This is a genomic window from Pseudomonas sp. BNK-15, from assembly GCF_047456105.1.
Taxonomy (GTDB): Bacteria; Pseudomonadota; Gammaproteobacteria; order Pseudomonadales; family Pseudomonadaceae; genus Aquipseudomonas; species Aquipseudomonas putida_E.
The window spans coordinates 4,913,355-4,933,683 of the sequence record NZ_CP179898.1 but is presented as its reverse complement, the minus strand read 5'-3'; the positions used below and the strand labels follow the sequence as shown (position 1 = coordinate 4,933,683).

15 protein-coding genes, 1 pseudogene and 2 riboswitches are annotated in these 20,329 nt (G+C 62.1%); of the genes and pseudogenes, 7 read left to right on the top strand and 9 right to left on the bottom strand.

The features are described from left to right. Positions 1–80: 80 nt before the first annotated feature. Together ACMGF5_RS22655 and ACMGF5_RS22650 are read left to right on the top strand one after the other, a co-directional pair. Positions 81–863, top strand: a pseudogene (locus tag ACMGF5_RS22655) (PAS domain-containing protein); the annotation flags it as partial. A 78-nt stretch (positions 864–941) separates the two neighbouring features. Further along, positions 942–1,400 (top strand): methyl-accepting chemotaxis protein, encoded by a 459-nt coding sequence (locus ACMGF5_RS22650; protein ID WP_256658456.1) that lies wholly within the window; start codon positions 942–944, stop codon positions 1,398–1,400. On the opposite strand, the gene ACMGF5_RS22645 is transcribed toward ACMGF5_RS22650, so the two are convergent. From ACMGF5_RS22645 to ACMGF5_RS22615, 7 genes are all read right to left on the bottom strand, one after another. Next, entirely contained in the window at positions 1,381–4,650 is a 3,270-nt protein-coding gene (locus ACMGF5_RS22645) for a transporter substrate-binding domain-containing protein (protein WP_414157242.1), read from the bottom strand. The genes ACMGF5_RS22650 and ACMGF5_RS22645 overlap by 20 nt on opposite strands. A 13-nt stretch (positions 4,651–4,663) precedes the next feature. Continuing rightward, complete coding sequence (locus ACMGF5_RS22640; protein WP_046786104.1) at positions 4,664–5,278, bottom strand: response regulator transcription factor; 615 nt, start codon at positions 5,276–5,278, stop codon at positions 4,664–4,666. 226 nt (positions 5,279–5,504) lie between these two features. Then, the gene (locus tag ACMGF5_RS22635) at positions 5,505–5,747 is read right to left on the bottom strand and encodes a DUF1272 domain-containing protein (RefSeq protein ID WP_046786105.1); all 243 of its coding nucleotides are present in this window, start codon (positions 5,745–5,747) and stop codon (positions 5,505–5,507) included. 66 nt (positions 5,748–5,813) lie between these two features. Next, on the bottom strand, positions 5,814–6,566 hold the full coding sequence (gene cobM, locus ACMGF5_RS22630) for a precorrin-4 C(11)-methyltransferase (protein ID WP_119687083.1): 753 nt from the start codon (positions 6,564–6,566) through the stop codon (positions 5,814–5,816). A gap of 32 nt (positions 6,567–6,598) precedes the next feature. Continuing rightward, a complete protein-coding gene (locus tag ACMGF5_RS22625; RefSeq protein WP_251962602.1) occupies positions 6,599–6,991 on the bottom strand; it encodes a cobalamin biosynthesis protein in 393 nt (130 codons plus the stop codon). 17 nt (positions 6,992–7,008) lie between these two features. Continuing rightward, positions 7,009–7,719 carry a CbtA family protein gene (locus tag ACMGF5_RS22620; RefSeq protein WP_414157241.1) on the bottom strand — a complete coding sequence of 237 codons (711 nt, stop codon included), beginning with the start codon at positions 7,717–7,719 and terminating at the stop codon, positions 7,009–7,011. A gap of 9 nt (positions 7,720–7,728) precedes the next feature. Further along, positions 7,729–7,914, bottom strand: coding sequence for a CbtB domain-containing protein (locus ACMGF5_RS22615; protein ID WP_115274697.1), 186 nt, complete (start codon positions 7,912–7,914; stop codon positions 7,729–7,731). Positions 7,915–8,022: 108 nt separating this feature from the next. Continuing rightward, positions 8,023–8,248, bottom strand: a riboswitch (cobalamin riboswitch). Positions 8,249–9,133: 885 nt separating this feature from the next. Continuing rightward, positions 9,134–9,344, top strand: a riboswitch (cobalamin riboswitch). 98 nt (positions 9,345–9,442) lie between these two features. Between ACMGF5_RS22615 and cobW the strand changes: the two genes are divergently transcribed. From cobW to ACMGF5_RS22595, 4 genes are all read left to right on the top strand, one after another. Continuing rightward, entirely contained in the window at positions 9,443–10,510 is a 1,068-nt protein-coding gene (cobW, locus tag ACMGF5_RS22610; protein ID WP_346640429.1) for a cobalamin biosynthesis protein CobW, read from the top strand. 3 nt (positions 10,511–10,513) lie between these two features. Next, positions 10,514–14,275, top strand: a complete 3,762-nt coding sequence (cobN, locus tag ACMGF5_RS22605) for a cobaltochelatase subunit CobN (protein WP_414157240.1) — start codon at positions 10,514–10,516, stop codon at positions 14,273–14,275. 1 nt (position 14,276) lies between these two features. Beyond that, entirely contained in the window at positions 14,277–15,278 is a 1,002-nt protein-coding gene (locus ACMGF5_RS22600; protein WP_119687080.1) for an ATP-binding protein, read from the top strand. A gap of 77 nt (positions 15,279–15,355) precedes the next feature. Continuing rightward, entirely contained in the window at positions 15,356–15,946 is a 591-nt protein-coding gene (locus ACMGF5_RS22595) for a vWA domain-containing protein (RefSeq protein ID WP_161871095.1), read from the top strand. Between the two features lie 113 nt (positions 15,947–16,059). Here the strand turns inward: ACMGF5_RS22595 and ACMGF5_RS22590 are convergent, their stop codons facing one another. Further along, the gene (locus tag ACMGF5_RS22590; protein WP_012314620.1) at positions 16,060–16,326 is read right to left on the bottom strand and encodes a hypothetical protein; all 267 of its coding nucleotides are present in this window, start codon (positions 16,324–16,326) and stop codon (positions 16,060–16,062) included. 341 nt (positions 16,327–16,667) lie between these two features. On the opposite strand from ACMGF5_RS22590, the gene ACMGF5_RS22585 reads away from it, so the two are divergent. Continuing rightward, positions 16,668–17,993 (top strand): sigma-54 dependent transcriptional regulator, encoded by a 1,326-nt coding sequence (locus ACMGF5_RS22585; RefSeq protein WP_119687079.1) that lies wholly within the window; start codon positions 16,668–16,670, stop codon positions 17,991–17,993. A 51-nt stretch (positions 17,994–18,044) separates the two neighbouring features. Here the strand turns inward: ACMGF5_RS22585 and ACMGF5_RS22580 are convergent, their stop codons facing one another. Continuing rightward, a complete protein-coding gene (locus ACMGF5_RS22580; protein WP_414157239.1) occupies positions 18,045–20,240 on the bottom strand; it encodes an LTA synthase family protein in 2,196 nt (731 codons plus the stop codon). Between the last annotated feature and the right edge of the window lie 89 nt (positions 20,241–20,329).

Genomic DNA, 20,329 nt, shown 5'->3' with positions numbered 1-20,329 from the left:
CTAAGTGATAGCAGTTTGCTTGCACGCTGTCGGCGCCGATCTATGCTCAGAAAACCCTGCGCATAAAGGACCCCGGCGCCATGTTCGATTTCCATCGCAAGTCAGATTTGCTCGAGATTCAGCGCGCTCGCCAGGCTCTGGCAGAAACCCAGGCAAAACTCGCGGCGATCAGCCGCTCAATGGCGATGATCGAGTTTGGCCCTGACGGCACCATTCTCGATGCCAATGCGCAGTTCTGCCTGGCAATGGGCTATGGCGTCGATGAGTTGCGGGGCAAGCACCACCGATTGTTCTGCGACCCCGACTACAGCAAAAGTGCCGAATATCAGCAGTTGTGGCGCGAGTTGGGCGAGGGCAAGCCAATCAGCGGCACGTTCGAGCGTATCGACAAGGCCGGCCGTGAAGTCTGGCTGGAGGCCAGCTACATGCCGGTGCTCGATGAGCGTCAGCAGGTCATCAGTGTGATCAAGGTGGCTTCCGATATCAGTCAGCGGATCAAGGATGAGCACGAGAGCGAAAGCCTGCTCAAGGCCATCGGTCGCTCCATGGCGGTGGTCGAGTTCACGCCGCAGGGGCGGGTGATCAAGGCTAACGAGAATTTCCTGACTACCATGGGCTATCGCCTGGAAGAGGTAGTGGGCCGCCACCACGGCTTGTTTTGTCTGGCCCATGAGCGGGAGTCGTCTGCATACCGCGATTTCTGGGCTTCGCTGAACCGTGGCGAGTATCACTCCCATCGTTTCGAACGGGTCAACAAGCAAGGCCAGACGGTATACCTCGAGGCCTCATACAATCCGATCTTCGACAGCAAGGGCCGGCTATACAAGGTGGTCAAGTTCGCCAGCGACATCACCGCGCAGGTCAGTACGCAGCAAAGCGCCGCTGAAGCGGCCCATGCCAGTTCGGTACAGACTGATGCATGCGCACGGAAGGGCACCGAAGTGGTACAGCAAACCGTGCAAGTCATCGAGCAGATTTCCCAGGAGCTCAATGACGCGGCGCGCAGCATCGATGCCGTCAGCAAACAATCGGACGTGATCGGGCAGATTGTCCTGACCATTCGCGGCATCGCCGATCAGACCAACTTGCTGGCCTTGAATGCCGCGATCGAAGCGGCACGTGCTGGTGAACATGGGCGCGGTTTCGCTGTGGTCGCCGACGAGGTGCGCAGCCTGGCCGCACGCACCAGCAAGGCGACCCTGGAGATCGTCGATGTGGTACGGCAGAACCATGATCTTTCGCTCACGGCAGTGGCTAGCATGCAATCGAGCCTGACACGCACGGGGCGAGGTGTTGCCCTGGCTAACGAGGCAGGGACTGTGATCATGGAGATCCAGCAGGGGTCACGCCACGTGGTTGACGCGATCAGCCAGATCAATTCTACGTTGCAATTGCACTGAGGGCGTCGGAGAGTTCGCGCTGCAGGGTCTGCAGGCTGGTTTCCAGTTGCAGGCGCAGGGCGTCGGTGGGCACGCCCCGCGCCTGGGCCTGTTCGATGGCTTCGCAATCCGTGACCACGCCGCGCACCTTGAGCATCTTGGCGCCGCCCTTTATACGGTGGGCGACGGCGCGCACCGCATCGCCGTCTGGTGTACTGCCCAGGCCGCGTAGCGCCGCAAGGTCTTCGCTGGCGCTTTGCGAAAGCTGTTCAAGCAGGCGGCGGACAAGCTGTTCATCGTCCTGGGTCAGGTGGCGCAACTCGTCGAGGTTGAAGCCGCTGGCCTTTGGCTGCGGCGCAATAGGAGTGGCTTGGTTCTGCGGCAAATGGGCTTTGAGGGCGCTGAGGCCGACAGGTTTGAACAGGCAGTCGTCCATGCCACTGGCCAGGCAACGCTCATGTTCTTGGGCCTGGGCGTTGGCGGTGATCCCGATGATCGTACAGGCTGACCTGGCCAATTCATGCTCCTGCAGACGAATGCTGCGGGCCAGTTGGTGGCCGTCCATCACTGGCATGCTGCAGTCGGTGATGACCAGGTCAAACTCTTCAGCCTGCCAGAGGGCCAGCGCCGTTTGGCCATTTTCGGCCAACGTCACTCGATGGCCCAAAGTATTGAGCTGTTTCTCCAGCAACAGCAGGTTGGCCGGGTAATCATCCACCACCAGGATGTTCAGGGGCCCGCTTTCACTACCTTGGCTGGGTACAGCGTGCTCGGCAGGCAACGGGGCTTTGCAGGTCGGCAGCTGCAGCTCGACCGATACCTTGGTGCCTACACCTTCGACGCTCTGCAGGTTAAGGGTGCCGCCCATCAGTTTGGCAAGGGTGCGGCTTATCACCAGACCCAGCCCTGCGCCCTGTCGCGCCCGCGGGCCATCAGCCTGGGCAAAAGCGCTGAAGAGACGAGCCTGGTCTGTCAAACCAATGCCAATACCGGTGTCGCGCACGCTCAGCTGCACTTGCACGCTGTTGCCGGCGGTTATCGGCTCAAGTGCCAAGGTTGCGTGAACCTCGCCCCGATCGGTGAACTTGATTGCATTGCTCAGCAGGTTGGAGAGGATTTGCTTGATCCTCAGGGCGTCTGCCAACACCCAGACGGGCCCTTCGGGTAGTTCGCAGTGCAGGCGCAGGCCCTTGACTCGTGCATTGCCGTCGAAGACCCGCAGGGTGGTGCGGACCAGTTCGACCAGGTCGGTGGCTTCTGGCTGCAGGCTCATGTGGCCGGATTCGATGCGGGAAATATCGAGGATGTCGCCAATCAGCCCCAACAGGCCAATGGCCGAATCATGCGCGGTCTGCAGGACCTGAGTATCGCAACGGCCCTTACGGCTATCTTCCAGCGCCAGTTCGAGCAGGCCGATCACCGCATTCATGGGCGTGCGGATCTCGTGGCTCATGGTCGCCAAAAAGGTGCTTTTGGTATGGCTGGCCCGTTCAGCATCGTCCTTGGCCTGGCGCAGCTGTTCGAGCAGGCCGCGGCTCAGCGACAATTGTTCCTGCAAGGCGCGCTGCGCCTCGGTACGCTGGTTTATCAGTTTGCGCAGGTAGCTGTTCCAGAACACCACGCCGGCCAGCAACAGCGCAGAAAGCACCAGCACTTGCAATGCCAGTGTGCGGTAGTTGCGCCATGGGCTGTCGCTGACCACGGTGCTGATACGCCAGCGATTGATCAGTTGGTCGAGTTCTTCAGGAGGAATGCTCAACAGGGCTTTGTCGAGAATGGCCTGCAACTGCGGCTGGTCAGGGGCGACGGCGAATGCCGCGGTCGCCGGGTCATCACCGAGCACTGTGGCTATGCGTAGCTGGTCCTTGAAAACATGAGTGATGTAGTACTTCGCGTTGATATGACTGCTGTAGGCGACGTCAGCATTGCCATTGGCGACTGCTTCCATCAAACCTAGCGGATTGTTCACTTCTACCACTACCGCCTTGGGGTGCTGGCGTTGCACTTCTGCTCGCAGGGGTGAGCCCCGCAGCAGGGCGATACGTTTGCCCTCCAGCCCCCTGGACTGTGGCGGCCAGGGCGTCTGGCTGCGTGTGACCAGAACCCTCGGGCTGACGAGGTAGGGGCGGGTGTAGCGCAGTTGCGTCTGGCGCTTCGCACCATAACCCAGGGCCCCGATCATCTGCGCCTCGCCGCGTGCCACTTGTTCGATCATGGTCTGCACGGCGTTACGCTCGATGAGCTTGAATGTCAGCCCGGTGCGCAGGGTTATCTGCTTGAGCAGGTCGATGGTAATCCCGCTGGGCTGCTGCTGGGCATCGTTGAAGGTCAGCGGCGCAAGTGCGGCGTCGATCAGTACACTGACAGTAGGATTCTGGTCTATCCACGTCTGTTCTTCCGCGGTAAGTGCTGACAGATGGCGTTCGAGCAACAGGCTGGTGTTGCCACTTGTCCAACGGCGCAGGATGTTCAAACGCTCGCTTTCTGTGATCCTTGCCAGGGCCATGTCGATCAGGCGGCGCAGGCGCGGGTTGTCATTGGCCAGGGCGAAGGAAAAGGTGCCCGCTGGCCCACGGCAGAAATGGTCGATCTTCACCGTACCCTGGTAGCTTTTGCCAATAAGAAAATCGGTGCTGATAGCGTCGCCCAGATAGGCGTCCACCTCTCCCATTTCCACCGCTGCCAGCCCTGCCAGCGTTGAGCGATGAAGGCTCAACTGTGCTTTGGGGTAGAGCGAGCGGACCGTTTCGCTCGGCAGGTAGTGATCGACCATGCCCAGGCGCACGTCTGTGAGGTCTGTGTTGTTTTTCAGGGTGCGCCCTTCGCGGGTGACGATGACTGGCAAATCGTCTGCGTAGGGTTGGCTCAGGTTCAGCTGGGCATCGGCCGCTTCGAAACTGTTGGAGCTGCCCAGCAAATCGATTTTGCCGTCGCGCAAGGCTGCAATCGCCGCATGGCGGCTGGGAAAGCGCCTGACCTCTATCGGTATCTCCAGAAGTTCGGATATTAGCCCGGCATAGTCTGCGCTCAGGCCCTCATAGTCGCTCGGGCTGATGTTGATCTCGAACGGGGGATAATCGGGACGCGAGCTGCCCAGCAACAGAACTTTGCGCTGCTGCAACCATTGGCGGTCCTGGGCATCGAGTTGCAGTGGCGAAGCGGTGCTGACAGCACGTGCCAACAAGCGCCGCGTTTCGACATCTGCCGGTGCGGCGAGCGCGGAGCCAGCCATGCCAATGGCCAGCAACAGCGCAACCAGTACGCACTTCATGCCGATCACGCGCCTAATTGACGTTATTGCGTTTGGCCAGATCAACCATTTCTACCAATGATTCAGTCTTGAGCTTGTCCATGATGCGGCCACGGTAGGTGCTGATGGTCTTGGCGCTGAGGTTCATGCAATGGCCTATGTTCTTGTTGTTTTCACCACGGGCCAGACGCCGAAGCACTTCCATCTCCCGATTTGACAGGCTGCCCAGGCGCCCGTGCTCGCTGTCCAGAGTGTTGCTGTTCACCGACATCTGCGGGAAGGTCGAATACCCCTTGACCAAGGCTTTCATGGCAAAGACGACGGCATCGAGATCTTCATCTTTGGTTACAAATGCGCCTATACCGGCATCCAGGCAACGGCGGACGTACAACTCGGTGGCCTGTCCGGTCAATACCATGATCCTGGGGACCTGTTCGAGTTGCTGCAGGCGCTTGATGACTTCCATGCCGTCGAGGCCAGGAAGCCCGATATCCAGGATCACGACGTCGGGTCGCAGGTTGCGTGCTACCTGCGCCACTTCGCTACCGTTCTCGACTTCCCCCACAACTTTGAAGCGCTCGCGCTCAAGCAGCATGCGCAGCGCGAATCGAACGGTAGAGTGATCGTCAACGATCAGCACGGTTGTCATGAGGCTAACTCCTGTCGGAATGTGGTCCGTTTCCTAAGGCTAATCAGGAATACGTCTGCAAGGTCTTTCTGCAGCGCAGCACGATACGTCCATTCCGGTTCCTTGGTAATGGCGAGTATAGATCTGTTGAGTTAGGAGGACGACTTTGTTGAAAAGTCCTACAAAATCGTCTGAGTACAAGCATCGCCAGGGTATTTTTTCGCCGATGCTTGTGGCTGCAAGTTGTTCAAGCACAGCGGGCGTGGGGCTTGAGCACGCGCTCAGTGGCAGGTGGGTTGTTGCTCAAGGCCGTACCAACCCGGGTGGGGCGTGCGACCAATTGACCTGAGCAGTTGGGGCAGCGGCCATTGAAGTGGGTTTCAGCACAGCTTTTGCAGAATGTGCATTCGAACGAGCAGATCAGCGCGTCAGGGCTGTCGCCCGGCAGATCGCTATTGCAGCATTCGCAATTGGGGCGTAGTTCCAGCATGGGCGCGACTCCGGTCCGCGGGATGGAGCCTGGAGTCTGCTACGGTCTGTATCAGCTTGGCAATGTTCAACTGCCCCGGCGATAAAGGTGCGCATGCCCGGCGCGGTACAGGGCTGACTCGGCGAACGGAGCATCGCCCAGTACGTGCCCGACGAGAATCAGCGCGGTGCGACGAAAACCCTTCGCGGCTGCCTTCTCGACGATATCCTCGAGGGTGCCCCGTGCCCAGTCCTGATCGGGCCAAGTGGCGCGGTGAACAACGGCCACCGGGCAGTCTGCGCCGTAATGGGGGACAAGCTCATCGACGATTCGAGCCAGGTGTTTCACGCCGAGGTGGATCGCCAAGGTGCAACCATGACGCGCCAGGTCGCCCAGTTGCTCGCCTGCTGGCATGGGTGAGCTGTCCCCGTAGCGGGTTAGAATGACCGTCTGCGCCACCTCAGGCAGCGTCAGCTCGCAGCCCAGCAGCGCGGCACTGGCAGCGGTAGCGGTTACACCCGGAATGATCTGGTAATCGATACCCAGCTCGCGCAGATGGCGGATCTGCTCGCCGATTGCGCCGTACAAGCTGGGATCGCCACTGTGAACACGGGCGACATCCTGGCCTTTTTCATGGGCCGCGTGCATGGCCTCCACGATTTGCTCCAGGTGCAGTTCCGCGCTGTTTATCACGGTCTCGGCCTGGTGCCCGTCGAGCACTGCCGCGGGCACCAGGGAGCCGGCGTAGATGATCACTGGGCACTGACGGATCAGGCGTTGCCCTTTGACCGTGATCAATTCCGGGTCGCCGGGGCCGGCGCCGATGAAGTAGACCGTCATGGAAAATCCTTGCAGGTGAATGGGTGGGCCAATTATCCGCCGCAGGCAAGGGCCAGGGTAGCGGCGCCGAGCGTTTGCCGCGTCACCACAAGCGAGGCGTTGCCGCGTTCATGATGGGCCATTGCCAGGGCTGCGCTCTCCGCGACGCCCCAGCAACCGCTGTGGGCGAATGCCACCGCAGAGCGATGGCTCAGTTGTGGCTCGTAAGCCTGTAGTTGCGAGGCGTCGAACACCAGCAGGGGCAAATTGTGACGTTCGGCGAGTTGTCGCAGGCCAGGTTCGTCGGCTTTCGACGTGATGCTGGCGATGCCGCGCAACGCCGACAGCGTCAGCCCGTGGCCATGAAGTGCCTGGTGCAGCAGCTCGTCCAGGACCTCAACCGGGCAGCCCCGGCGGCAACCAAAGCCGGCGTAAAGCGCCGGCAGCGGGTGGTGGCTTGCCATCAAGCCTGGCTGGAACGGCGGTACAGCCAGGCGCTGAGTAGGCCCAGAGCCAGCCAGAAGGCAGCGTTGGTTGCCCACGAAGCGATCTTGAACTGTGTTTCCAGGGCTTCTGGGGCCAGGCTTTCATGGACTTCGGGTTGCGGAGCGCCGATCACATGCGGCACTACCAGCAATACTGCCCCGAGGGCCTTGAGCAGCCAATGACGAGCGAACACCAGCAATGCAAGCCCCAGCGCGGTGGTGGCGGCGGTGCCAATCCACCAGTTCTGGCGCTGGCCGAGGTCTGCGGCTGCGGTGCCTGGCAGCTCTGGCGGCAGGCCCAAGGTGGGTGCCAGGCAGAACACGGCGAACCCGGCCAAGCCCCATAATGCGCCGGTGGTGACGCGGTTGGGCTCACGCAGGCTGTACAGCGCGGCAAGGATCAGGGCGAAGCCGACGGCTACGACGAGGTTGCCACCGGTGGTGGCGAGGATGCGCTGCCAGCCGTCCTCCGGTGACCAGGCATCGGCACTGTGTTCGTGCGCCGCAGCATGTTCATGCCCAACGGTTGCCTGGATATCGTGGCTGTGGTGCTCGGTGGTGGGGGCTGCCGATTCATAGGTTTCCGCCTCAAGAATCAGCGGTGCGACCCAGAAGCTTTGCAGCAGGGTCAACAACAAGGCTGCGAGCAGCCCGCTGAACCCGGCGGTGCGGGCAATGCGCTTGATCATGGGGCGGTCTCAGTGGCAAGGGAACGCGGCGCTGTGGCGGGTGTCGTGGGCAGCGTTGTGCACGGCTTCGATGTGTGAGAAGCCGGCAAAGTAGATCAGGCACAGGCCCAACAGGCTGGCAGCGGCGGCGATGACCACGCGCTGGCTGAGGGTGACGGGGGTGGCGATACCGTGTTTGGCGCTGGTGACGGGCATGACGCGTTCCTCTGCTTTGTAGGGCATTGTGCCGATTGAGCAACAGGCAAGCGCGGCAACCCCGGGCTTGAATGGCCCAGGGAAATGCGACAGCGCCCGCCCACCGCGGGGTGTTCATGAACGCCAGGCCGGTCTCCGGGCTTGCGAGGAGGAGCAGGGCTCCTGGTAAAGCGTCACCTTCCCATGCCGTACGATGTGGCACAGTGGTCTAGACGCTTCGCTCGCTTACCGTTGCGGGGGCAGCACCGGGATTGTCCGGCCCTGATCGAGGGCCTGCGACGCACCGGTTTCCCGTTTCACCCCCAGAGGGGGCACCTGAACGCAAGGTGCAAGGAGAGCACGGGGCAGGGTTTGCGTCAATCGCAGGCCTTATCGCAGGTCATTGTTTGGTTGCCGTTGCCGTTGCCGTTGTTTTGCTTTTGCTTTTCAGAGCGCGATAGTTCAGACACCGCAGATTGCGACTTCAGGAGGCCGAGCGCAGGTCTTGCGGAGGGAGGTGACGGGCATGGATGCCCGTCAAGCGCTGCGGCCCATGGATGGGCCGTCAGCGCGGTCCTCCCGGGAGCAAGGCCGGAGCGAGGGAACCCCGGAGCGAAGCGTAGGGGCCGGATGATGGGAGCGGGCGGTTTTTGGTTCCTTTTTGCCAAGACAAAAAGGGACCCGCCGTAAGGGCGGAAAGGTGAGTGAGCGCCGCCACGGCCAATGGATATTCACGCCAGCCAAAAGCCAAAAGCTCATGCGAGGGCTTTGATTCATGCGGGCATATCCATTTGCTATGGCGGCGCTCACTCACCTTTCCGCCCTTACGGCGGGTCACTTTTTGGCAAACGCCCCAAAAAGTAACCAAAAAAGGCTGGCTCCTATCATCCGGCCCCTACGCTACGCTCCGGGGTTCCCTCGCTCCGGCCTTGCTCCCGGGAGGACCGCGCTGACGGCCCATCCATGGGCCGCAGCGCTTGACGGGCATCCATGCCCGTCACCTCCCTTCGCAAGACCTGCGCTCGGCCTCCTGAAGTCGCGATCTGTGGTGCCTGTACTTGCGCGCTAGAAAAGCAACAGCAACAGCAACAGCAAGAGCAACAGCAAGAGCTACAGCAACAGCAACAGCAAGAGCAACAGCAAGAGCTACAGCAACAGCAACAGCAACAGCAAGAGCAGGGTTAATTGGAGAGGGGCGTGGGTGGTGCACGCCAACAGTTGACCACCTGCCACCCCCCGCGTAGCCTTGCCGCTTCGAGGTTCTTCGGCCAGGCCGAAGCTAAGACGGGAACGCGGTACAAGCCGCGGCTGCCCCCGCAACTGTAAGCACCGGTAACGGATCGACACAGCCACTGCGCCCAAGCGCGGGAAGGCGTCATCCCGCCAGCCCCGTGATCGAAAGGGCCGCAACGGTGCAAGCCAGGAGACCTGCCTCGCAACGTTTTCGACTATCAACCGGGCGGGGTGATCCGGTGGCGAACGAGCCCGGCCGACCTGGCCGCGGCTTTCGTCCCGCATGCCCGCGCCATCCTGCCAAGGGCAACGCGACATGAAAACACTGGCCAAACTCCCCGTCACCATCGTCACCGGCTTTCTCGGCTCGGGCAAGACCACTTTGCTCCGGCACATGCTCGACAACGCCCAAGGCCGCCGCATCGCAGTCATCGTCAATGAGTTCGGCGAACTCGGCATCGATGGTGAAATCCTCAAGCAGTGCAGCATCGGCTGCACTGAAGAAGAGGCTAGCGGCCGCGTCTACGAACTGGCCAACGGCTGCCTCTGCTGCACCGTGCAAGAAGAATTTTTCCCGGTCATGCGTGAACTGGTGGCGCGCCGTGGCGACCTCGACCACATCCTCATCGAAACCAGCGGCCTCGCACTGCCAAAACCGCTCGTGCAAGCCTTCCAGTGGCCGGAAATCCGCAACGCCTGCACCGTCGACGCGGTTATCACCGTGGTCGACAGCCCAGCTGTCGCCGCCGGTACCTTCGCCGCCTACCCGGACCAGGTCGACGCCCAACGCAAGCTCGACCCCAACCTGGACCATGAGTCGCCGCTGCACGAATTGTTCGCCGATCAACTGGCCAGTGCCGATCTGGTGGTACTGAACAAAGCTGACCTGATCGACGCCGAAGGCCTGGCCAAAGTGCGCGCCGAAGTGGCCGAAGAATTGCCGCCTGCGGTCAAGGTGATCGAGGCCAGCAGCGGCCGCCTGCCGCTGAACGTGCTGCTGGGCGTCGGGGCAGAGTCCGAGGCGCACATCGATGGCCGCCGCACTCACCATGATTCGCATCACGACGGTGAAGGCCACGATGATCACGATCACGATGCCTTCGACTCCATCTCCATCGACCTGCCAGAGGCCGACGAAGCGCTGCTGCTCGATGCCCTGACCCAACTGGTGGTGGAGTTCGGCATCCTCCGCGCCAAGGGCTTCGCGGCCATTCCCGGTAAGCCGATGCGCCTGCTGGTGCAGGGTGTAGGCACCCGTTTCGACAAGCACTTCGACCGCGCCTGGCGTGCCGATGAGCCGCGCAGCACCCGCCTGGTGCTGATCGGCCAAGACCTTGATGCCGCGCATCTGCAAGCGCGTCTGCGCCAGGCACTGGGCGCCTGACCCATGCACCTGCTGCGGACCCAGCCCGGCGGCTTCGTGCCGGACGACAGCATCGCCGACCTCGGCCAGACACCCGCCGAGCTGGTGATCCTCTGCAGCGGCGACTCGCATTTGGCGTTGCTCGCCGAAACCGCCGAGCAACTGCCGGACGACTACCCCAGCCTGCGCCTGGCCAACCCCATGCAGGTGCAGAACCATGCCTCCGTCGACCTGTATGTCGACGAGGTGCTGCGCCACGCCAAGGTGATCCTGGTGTCGTTGCACGGTGGCGTCGGCTACTGGCGCTATGGGGTGGAACAACTGGTCGAACTGGCTTCACGCGGCGTGCAATTGATCCTGGTGCCCGGTGACGACCGCCCCGATCCGGAATTGACCGGGCTTGGCACCGTCACTGGAGAGCCAGCCGAGCGCCTTTGGCACTACCTGCGTCAGGGCGGCAAGGCCAACGCCGTCAATCTGTTCAAGTACCTGGCCAGCCAGTGGCTGGGCCGTGATTACAGCTGGGATGCACCGCAACCGTTGCCACGCACCTCGGTGTATCACCCGGGTACTCCCAATGCCACGCTCCAGGACTGGTACGCCCAGTGGCACCCGGAGCACCCGGTAGCGCCGCTACTGTTCTACCGCTCGCACCTGCAGGCAGCCAATACCGCGTTCATCGACGTGTTTTGCCAGCGCCTGCAGGCGGCCGGCCTCAATCCGCTGCCGATCGCCGTTGCCAGCCTCAAGGAAAGCGCCTGCCTGGAACAGGTCGAAAACTGGCTGGACGAAGCGGGCGCCGAGGTCCTGATCAATACCACGGGCTTTGCCATGTCCAGTCCGGAGCGTCCCAGCCTGCGGCCGTTTCGCCGGGACATACCGGTGCTGCAGGCCATCTGTGCACAAGACAACCAACCCGGTTGGGAAGCCAGCGAGCAAGGCCTGGGCGCTCGCGATCTGGCCATGCACATTGCCTTGCCCGAGCTGGACGGGCGCATCATTACCCGGCCGGTGAGCTTCAAGGACATGGCTTGGCGCAGCGAGCGCAGCCAGTCTGACGTGGTGTGCTATCGCGCCCATCCGGAGCGTATGGATTTTGTCGCCGAGCTGGCCAGGCGCTGGGTGGCGCTGGCGCGCCTGCCCAATGGGCAAAAGCGCATTGCGCTGGTGCTGGCCAACTACCCGACCCGGGACGGGCGCATCGGCAATGGTGTTGGGCTCGATACCCCTGCGGCGGCGCTTAACATTCTCAAGGCGCTGCAGGCTGAAGGCTACCCGCTGGGCGAATTGCCGGACAGCGGCACCCAACTGATTCACCAATTGCTCGGCGGCGTCACCAACGATCTCGATCACCTCGACCAGCGCCCCTGCGCCCAGAGCCTGAGCCTGGCAGATTATCAGGCCGCTTTCGAGCGCCTGCCCGAAGCCAACCGCAAGGCTGTGCTGGAACGCTGGGGGGCGCCCGAGCAGGACCCGATGTACCGCAGCGGCCGCCTGATGGTGGCCGGGCTGCGCTATGGCCTGACCTTCGTCGGCATCCAGCCGGCACGCGGTTACCAGGTCGACCCCAGTGCGGTGTACCACGACCCGGATCTGGTTCCGCCGCATGGCTACCTGGCATTCCATTTCTGGCTGCGCCACGCCTTTGCCGCCGATGCGGTCATCCATGTGGGCAAACATGGCAACCTGGAGTGGCTGCCCGGCAAAGGCGTCGGCCTGTCTGACCAGTGCTGGCCGGATGCGCTACTCGGCCCGCTGCCGAACATCTACCCGTTTATCGTCAACGACCCGGGCGAGGGAGCCCAGGCCAAGCGCCGCACGCAGGCAGTGATCATCGACCACCTGATGCCACCGTTGACCCGAGCCGAAACCTACGGCCCGTTGCGCGAGCTTGAACAGCTGGCTGATGAGTTCTATGAAGCGCAGATGCTCGACCCGCGCCGCGCCCGTGAACTGCAGCGCGACATCCTCGAGCTGGTCAAGGCCAACCACATCGACCGCGAGCTGCAACTGGAAGGGCAACTGGACGACGCCGCCGTGTGGCTGCCACGCCTGGATACCTACCTGTGCGATCTCAAGGAGTCCCAGATCCGTGATGGCCTGCACGTATTTGGCCAGTCTCCGCAAGCCCGCCTGCGGATCGACACCTTGCTGGCTTTGCTTCGGGTCGAGCGCGGTGATGGTCGGGGTGGTAACGCCAGTTTGTTGCGCACACTCGCCAAGGCTTTGGTGCTGGGCTTCGACCCATTGGACTGTGACCTGGGGCAAAACTGGGCGGAGCCGCGCCCGGCGCTACTGCAGGCCGTCAGCGAAGCACCGTGGCGTACCTTTGGCGACAGCCGGGAACGCCTTGAACTGCTGGCACTGCAGGTGATCGAGCAAGCTTTGGGCGGCGCTCTGCAATTGCCCGACGAGGCGCAATGGCAGCCGGTACGTCAGGTGGTGCAGGCCTTACAGGAGCAGGTTGCTCCAGACCTGGATGCCTGCGGGCCGGCCGAGATCAATGGCCTTCTCGCAGCATTGGCTGGGCGCTTCGTACCAGCCGGCCCCAGCGGGGCACCCAGCCGCGGTCGCCTGGATGTACTGCCCACGGGCCGCAACTTCTATACGGTGGATGTACGCAACCTGCCCACCACGACTGCCTGGCGCCTGGGTTTCGCCTCAGCGAACCTGGTCCTTGAACGCCATTTGCAGGACCACGGCGACCATCTGCGCCAGCTTGGCCTTTCGGTGTGGGGCACTGCAACCATGCGCACCGGCGGTGACGATATTGCCCAGGCCATGGCGCTGATGGGCGTGCGCCCGGTATGGGCTACCGGTAGCCAGCGTGTCGACGATTTCGAGATCCTGCCGTTGAGCCTGCTCGATCGCCCACGGGTGGATGTGACCCTGCGTGTCTCGGGCTTTTTCCGCGATGCCTTCGGCAACCTGATCCGCCTGTTCGATGCCGCGGTACAGGCGGTAGCGGCGCTGGACGAACCGGATGACCTCAACCCCCTGGCGGCGCGGGTGCGTGCCGAGCGAGCGGCGCTGCAGGCTGAAGGGGTGGAGGCCGAACAGGCTGCACGCCAGGCCGGTTGGCGGGTATTCGGCGCCAAGCCCGGCGCCTACGGGGCCGGGGTGCAGAATGCAATCGATGGCCGCCTGTGGCATAGCCGGGACGATCTGGCCGAGGTGTACCTCAACCATGGCGGCTACGCTTACGGTGGCAGTGACGAAGGCACCCCGGCGCGTGTTCAGTTCGCCAGGCGGCTGGGCCAGGTCCAGGCGGTGCTGCAGAACCAGGACAACCATGAGCACGACCTGCTCGATTCCAACGACTATTACCAGTTTCAAGGTGGCATGCTGGCGGCGTCCGAAACCTTGTCCGGTGCGGTGGTGGCCAGTTATCACGGCGACCACAGCCAGGTCGATCGGCCGCGTATCCGCACCCTCAAAGAGGAACTGAACAGGGTCATTCGCGCCCGAGCCCTCAACCCCAAATGGATCGACGGGGCCAAGCGGCACGGCTACAAGGGGGCCTTCGAACTGGCGGCGACGGTCGACAACCTGTTCGCTTTCGATGCCACCACACACCTGATCGATGACCATCATTATCAGTCGCTGGCCGATGCCTATGTGCTCGACCCGGCGACCCGCGACTTCATGCGTGAGCATAACCCCGAGGCTTTGCGAGACCTCACCGAGCGATTGCTGGAGGCCCAGCAGCGCGGGCTCTGGGAAGCGCCTGGTGAATACCGCGAAGCCCTTGAGGAGCAGTTGCTCGACGGCGAGGAACAAGCTTGAAATGAGTGAACCCGTGCAATTTCCCCTGGCGGCCGTGGTCGGTGCAGACGACCTGAAGCTGGCGCTGTGCCTGACCGCAATCGACCCGAAAATCGGCGGCGTGCTGATCGAGGGCCCGCGTGGCATGGCCAAAAGTACCTTGGCTCGCGGCTTGGCCGACCTGCTCGGTGAGGGGCCGTTCGTCACCCTGCCGCTGGGCGCCAGTGAGGAACGGCTGGTCGGCACGCTCGACCTCGATGCGGCACTGGGGCAGGGCAAGGCGCAATTTTCGCCAGGGGTGCTGGCCCAGGCTGATGGCGGCGTGCTGTACGTCGATGAGGTCAACCTGCTACCCGACACCTTGGTCGATCTTTTGCTCGATGTGGCTGCCAGCGGCACCAACCGTATAGAGCGTGACGGCATTTCCCACCGCCACAGTGCCCGTTTCGTTCTGATTGGCACCATGAACCCCGAAGAAGGCGAGTTGCGTCCGCAGTTGCTCGACCGCTTCGGTCTGAATGTGGTGCTCGATGGCTTGCCCGCGCCACAGGCGCGCCAGCAGATCATTCGTCGTCGCTTGGCATTCGACACCGACCCCCTGGCGTTCTGTGAACAGTGGGCCGCTGCTCAGGCACAGTTGCGCGAACGCTGTCATGCGGCGCGTCAGGGGCTGGCAGCGATAGCGCTGGACGATCAGGCCTTGGCCTGGATCACCGAGCGCTGTTTCGCCGCTGGGGTCGACGGCCTGCGTGCAGACCTGGTCTGGCTACGTGCCGCCCGCGCCCATTGTGCCTGGCGCGGTGGCGAGGCGATCGAGGAGCTTGATGTCGATGCGGTCGCGGAATTCGCATTGCGCCATCGACGCCGCGTACCGCCAGAGGTGGCACCACCTTCCAATCCCCCCGAGGCAGGCGGTCGCGATGGGCATAGCCAGGGCGGGCAGGGTGATTGGGGCGCGCTGCCTGCGCAGCCTGTGGCCAGCGGTGCCCGGCGTGAGGTGCCGAACTGGGCAAAAAAGCCCTGAGCATCCGCCCGCCAGGCACTAATGTGGCGGATGCCTTGCCCCGGGTCGGTAAGCTGAGCGGTGCCAGCCGTGGCCGCGTGCGTGCAGCGGGGAAGGGCCGCGTGGCCTGGCTGTCTACTTTGCTGAAAGGGCGACCACGCGTGCGCCAAGACCTTTGCTGGCAACAGCGCCAAGGCAGTGCTGCCCAGCTGTGGCTGGTGATCGTCGATGCTTCGGCCTCCACCCGCCGGCACAAGGCACTGGCACAGAGTAAAGGGCTGCTGGCAGAGTTGTTTGACCAGGCTTACCGCCAGCGTGCGCGACTAGCCTTGCTGACCGCCAGCGGCGGTGCACCGCAGTGGCAGCGTCATGGCCTGAAAGCCTCGGCGTCACTGCAACCCTGGTTGAACGCATTGGGTGCTGGCGGCGGTACGCCGCTGATCGCAGCCCTGGAGCAGGGCAGGCGCTGGCTGCAGGCAAGGCAAAAAGCCCACCCACAGGAGCAGCAGCGCTGCCTGGTATTCACCGATGGACGTCTGCAGCGCTCAAATGATCTGCAGCCGATGCCCTGTGCCACACTATTGGTGGACATGGAAATGGCGCCGGTTCGTCTGGGGCGGGCACAGCAACTTGCCATGCAATTGCAAGCACGCTATCAGCATATCGAGCAATTCAAGCTAAAAGAGTGATGCACTGCGCGAGGGTGGGGCGACACTTTGTCGCAGTTGTGCAAGTTGCCTGAGTGGTACTGGAAAGTTGCACAAGTGCGTGCCGAACACGCACTTGCACGCAAACTCTGATATTACTTCGGCATCGACCAGGGTTGCAGGGCATAGCCTTTCTGGCACAGTTCGGCACGCACTTCTTCGATCAGGCTGGCCCACTGGGCCGGGTCGGAATAGATGCGCGAAGACACTTGCTTGCTGCCGATACGGGTGCTGGTCCGGTCGATCACTGCCAGGCTCAGCTCACCAGTACCGTTGGGTGCATCCCAGGCGACGCACTGGAAGGGTTCGAAGGCGTGGTCGGCGATCAGCAGTGCTTCGTTGACACGGAGCGGGGCATTCATGGTTCGGTCTCTCTATGGTCCCAAACATCGAAATTCAAGTCCGCGTAACTGCTATCGCTTCAGGTTGTCGCGATACGCAGCGCGGGGTTATTTGTACTGATGCTCCAAGTTAGGGGTGAAGTCACACAGTGGTTGTAAATTTTTTTACGACGCACACATTTTTTGTTTCCTGCGCCGCCTGTGACGCCGTTTATTACGAAAAATTCCCGAATGCCCGAAAACCGTCAGAAATGGGCGGACAGACGGTAGTGGGCAGCGTCAAGTTCGTTGCTACTGTTAAATGGGCGCCGCAACTTACTGTTTTCTCGTAAAAAACCATAATCTGGCGCCAAGGAACGGTCATGCACGAAACCGCATCCCTTCGTCGCTTGCTCATCGTCGACCCCTGCGACGATTGCCACCGCCTGTTGCCAGGCCTTGAAAACGCCGGTTGGGATGTTCACAGCTGTAGCCTTGACCTGGCGCTGGAGCACCGTTGCGATATTGGCCTGCTGCGCTTGCAGGATTCGCATTTGCGACACCCGGATGCAGTCAAGGACATGATCAAGCGCAGCAACACCGAATGGATCGCGGTGCTCAACGCCGAACAACTGCGAATTCAGAATGTGGGTGACTTCGTTTGCGAGTGGTTCTTCGACTTCCATACCTTGCCGTTCGATGTGTCTCGGGTTCTGGTGACCTTGGGGCGCGCGTTTGGCATGGCCCGCTTGCGGGGCAAGGGCACCGTGCCGATCGATGGCCTCAAGGACGAGCTGCTCGGCGACAGCCGGCCGATTCTCGAATTGCGCAAACTGCTGGGCAAGCTGGCCCCAACCGAATCACCGGTGCTGATACGTGGGGAAAGCGGTACAGGCAAGGAACTGGTCGCTCGCACCCTGCATCGGCAGTCGCAGCGCTGCGAAATGCCGTTTATCGCCATCAATTGCGGTGCGATACCCGAGCACCTGATCCAGTCGGAGCTGTTCGGGCATGAGAAGGGCGCTTTTACTGGCGCCCACCAGCGCAAGGTCGGCCGTATCGAAGCAGCCCATGGCGGCACCTTGTTCCTCGACGAAATTGGCGACCTGCCGTTGGAACTACAGGCTAACCTGCTGCGGTTTTTGCAGGAAAAGCACATCGAGCGGGTAGGTGGAAGCCAGCCGATACCGGTCGATGTGCGGGTGCTGGCGGCGACGCACGTGGACCTGGAGCGTGCCATCGAACAAGGCCGCTTTCGCGAAGACCTGTACTACCGGCTCAATGTCTTGCAGGTAGTGACAGCACCTTTGCGAGACCGGCATGGTGACCTGTCGATGCTGGCCAACCATTTTTCCCATTTCTACAGCCTGGAAACAGGCCGCAGGCCGCGCACATTCAGTGACCACGCTTTGGCTGCAATGGGCCGCCATAATTGGCCGGGCAATGTGCGGGAGCTGGCCAACCGCGTGCGTCGGGGGCTGGTGCTGGCAGAAGGGCGACAGATCGAGGCTCAAGACCTTGGCCTGCATGTACTGGAACAGGAAGATCTGCCGTTGGGTACCCTGGAAGACTACAAGCATCGGGCAGAACGTCAGGCCTTGTGTGATGTGCTCAACAGGCACAGCAACAACCTGAGCTTTGCCGCAAAGGTGCTCGGAATATCACGGCCTACGTTCTATCGGCTATTGCACAAGCACCAGATTCGCTGAATTTTTTTGTAGCGGCGCCTACCTTGGGAGGCGCCTCCCACAGAGAGCCGATCAGCTCGACTGAGCGATATGCCCGTCCGAACCCTCTTCGGCCGTCTCCTCTTCGCCTGGCAGCGCCGTGATCACACTGAAATCGCTGACTTCGACTTCCCCTGCGCCATACCCCAGCAGGTGGAACGAAAACGCCTTGCGCTGCGTCGGGTTGTCGAAGCCGAACTCCATCTCCAGCGGCTCGGCGGCAGTCACACGAATTTCGTCAGGCAGCCCCAATGGCACATCCTGCTCCAGTTCCTTGGCCTTGAGTTGAATATAGGCGGCATGCTGTGGATCGAGTGCGCGTACCTTGACCCGTACTCGTGTGCGTGACCCCCCAGGCATCTCCAGGTACTGCGCGCCAATCAGGTTATCGGCCCAGTCATCGCGAATTCGCGCTTGCAACTGGATGGGCGAGGGGCCGCCGAACTGATAGCGCAGGTTGAGCGGCGTCTGCAGCAAGGACTGATCCAGCACGCCGGCCAGCGCGCCGAGTTGAGCACCGAGTCGGCTGTCACCAGCGCCGAGGTACTTGGCCTTTTCGGCAATGAAGCCCTCGCTGGCATAGCGGCGGCAGCGCTGCTGGAAGTCACATTCGGTGAATACACCCCGGCCATCGTGGTAGCGCAACATGCCGTTGGTGTAGGAAATCATCTCGCGACCCGTATCGTAATCGCGGTAAAGCGAGCGGCCGCCCAAGGCGGCAGGTATTGGCAGGGCGAAATAATCGAGCAAGGACGTTGCCAGATCGATATGGCCATAGGTGCCATGTTTGATATGGGGTAGCTGCGCCTGCTCCGGGGCCAAGGTCAGGTTGAAGCCCCAAGAGGAGGCAAGGCGCACGCCGTCGATACCGTGGGACTCGTCGGAGGTTATTACGACCAGCGTATCTTTAAGCACGCCTTGGCGTTCGAGGTTGTCGAGAAATGCACCGATTGCGTCATCCAGATAAGCCACCGCAGCCTGCTTGGCTGTGTCATGCCGCTCCAGGTATTGAGCGGGCGCCGAGTATGGCTGGTGGGTACCCACGGTCAGCAGGGTAAGCATCCAGGGGCGGTCCTGTTGCCTGAGCTGGCCCACGTAGTCAAGCGCGCCCTCGAAGAACGCGCGGTCATCCTTGCCCCAGGGGAATTGCAGGTAGTTCTCGTTGCTGAACCATTCCAGGCCGTGCACCGAGTCGAAACCGATGTGCGGCATGATGCGGTCCTTGGCCATGAAGCGCAGGCCAGCGCCTTGCAGGTAATGCGTGGTGAAGCCGGCCTGGCGCAGCTGGGCTGGCAGGCAAGCCTGGTTGCGCTGATGCTGGGTGAGCAGTTCCATGCCCTTTGGGGTACCGTTGGCCAGCTTGTCGTAATCACCGCAAAGCATCGCATACAGGCCACGAATGGTCTGGTGGGTATGCAATACGTAGTCTGGCGTGTTCATGCCACGCTCTGCCCAGCGGCTGAGGTTGGGCATCAGGTTTTCATCAAAACGGCTGTGCAGGGCCTGACGGTTGGGCCGCACGTAGGCGCCGGGGATGCCTTCGAGGGTGATCACCAGCAGGTTGCGGGCACGCCCGCTTGGCAACTTCTGGCCGTTCAGGTCTGACTGGGTCAGGCCGGCAGTGGGAAGGGGGGTGATCGGTTGCGTTTGCCCGGCCCAGCTCAGTGCCTTGTGCTGCAGCGTACCGACGCCGACGGAAAGGAGCTGATGGGGAAGGTTGTACTGGCGCCACTGATCGGCGTCGGACGGCGCCAGATGCTGAGCGCCCCAGTGCAAACCAAACAACGTCAACGGTATGGCCAGCGCCTTGGGGTCCAGCGGTGCGTCAGGCGTTGTGCGGCTGCGCCAGGCAGAGCGCGCCCAAACCAGCAAGCCAGCGCCCATGACCCACGGCAGCCAGGCATGGGCAAGCCCGCCGTCGGTGGAGTTTTCCATGAACTGTGTATCGAACAGGTAACTCAGGTCGGCACTGGTAGGCAGCCGGCCCACTGCACTGACCAGCTCTGCCGAAGCGACCCACAATGCAGCCCACGCCAGCAGCACGGGCGTGGCCAGCCACCAGGGCCTGCGGTACAACAGCAGCACCAGCAGGCTGCCCAAGGCAAGGTCCGAAAGGTAGCCAAGCGGGTTGGACCAACCCAGCAGGGTGCGCGCAGCCAGGGGTATCACTATTACCAGGGTCGCAAGGGCTACGAGCCGGGTATGCGGATGGCCGTGCGGGTTTTTCACGAAAACTTTCCTTGATTGCCGTTAAAACGTCACAAATGTATGGGCAATCATAGCAGGGTGGGGTCATGAAAGCGGCTGACTTAAGGGTT

What these genes read in the sequence shown, in the direction of transcription:
- cobN (WP_414157240.1), top strand. Translation starts at nt 10,514, where the DNA reads ATGCACCTGCTGCGGACCCAGCCCGGCGGCTTCGTGCCGGACGACAGC.
- ACMGF5_RS22640 (WP_046786104.1), bottom strand. Translation starts at nt 5,278, where the DNA reads ATGACAACCGTGCTGATCGTTGACGATCACTCTACCGTTCGATTCGCG.
- cobM (WP_119687083.1), bottom strand. Translation starts at nt 6,566, where the DNA reads ATGACGGTCTACTTCATCGGCGCCGGCCCCGGCGACCCGGAATTGATC.
- ACMGF5_RS22620 (WP_414157241.1), bottom strand. Translation starts at nt 7,719, where the DNA reads ATGATCAAGCGCATTGCCCGCACCGCCGGGTTCAGCGGGCTGCTCGCA.
- ACMGF5_RS22645 (WP_414157242.1), bottom strand. Translation starts at nt 4,650, where the DNA reads ATGAAGTGCGTACTGGTTGCGCTGTTGCTGGCCATTGGCATGGCTGGC.
- ACMGF5_RS22635 (WP_046786105.1), bottom strand. Translation starts at nt 5,747, where the DNA reads ATGCTGGAACTACGCCCCAATTGCGAATGCTGCAATAGCGATCTGCCG.
- ACMGF5_RS22615 (WP_115274697.1), bottom strand. Translation starts at nt 7,914, where the DNA reads ATGCCCGTCACCAGCGCCAAACACGGTATCGCCACCCCCGTCACCCTC.
- ACMGF5_RS22600 (WP_119687080.1), top strand. Translation starts at nt 14,277, where the DNA reads ATGAGTGAACCCGTGCAATTTCCCCTGGCGGCCGTGGTCGGTGCAGAC.
- ACMGF5_RS22590 (WP_012314620.1), bottom strand. Translation starts at nt 16,326, where the DNA reads ATGAATGCCCCGCTCCGTGTCAACGAAGCACTGCTGATCGCCGACCAC.
- cobW (WP_346640429.1), top strand. Translation starts at nt 9,443, where the DNA reads ATGAAAACACTGGCCAAACTCCCCGTCACCATCGTCACCGGCTTTCTC.
- ACMGF5_RS22585 (WP_119687079.1), top strand. Translation starts at nt 16,668, where the DNA reads ATGCACGAAACCGCATCCCTTCGTCGCTTGCTCATCGTCGACCCCTGC.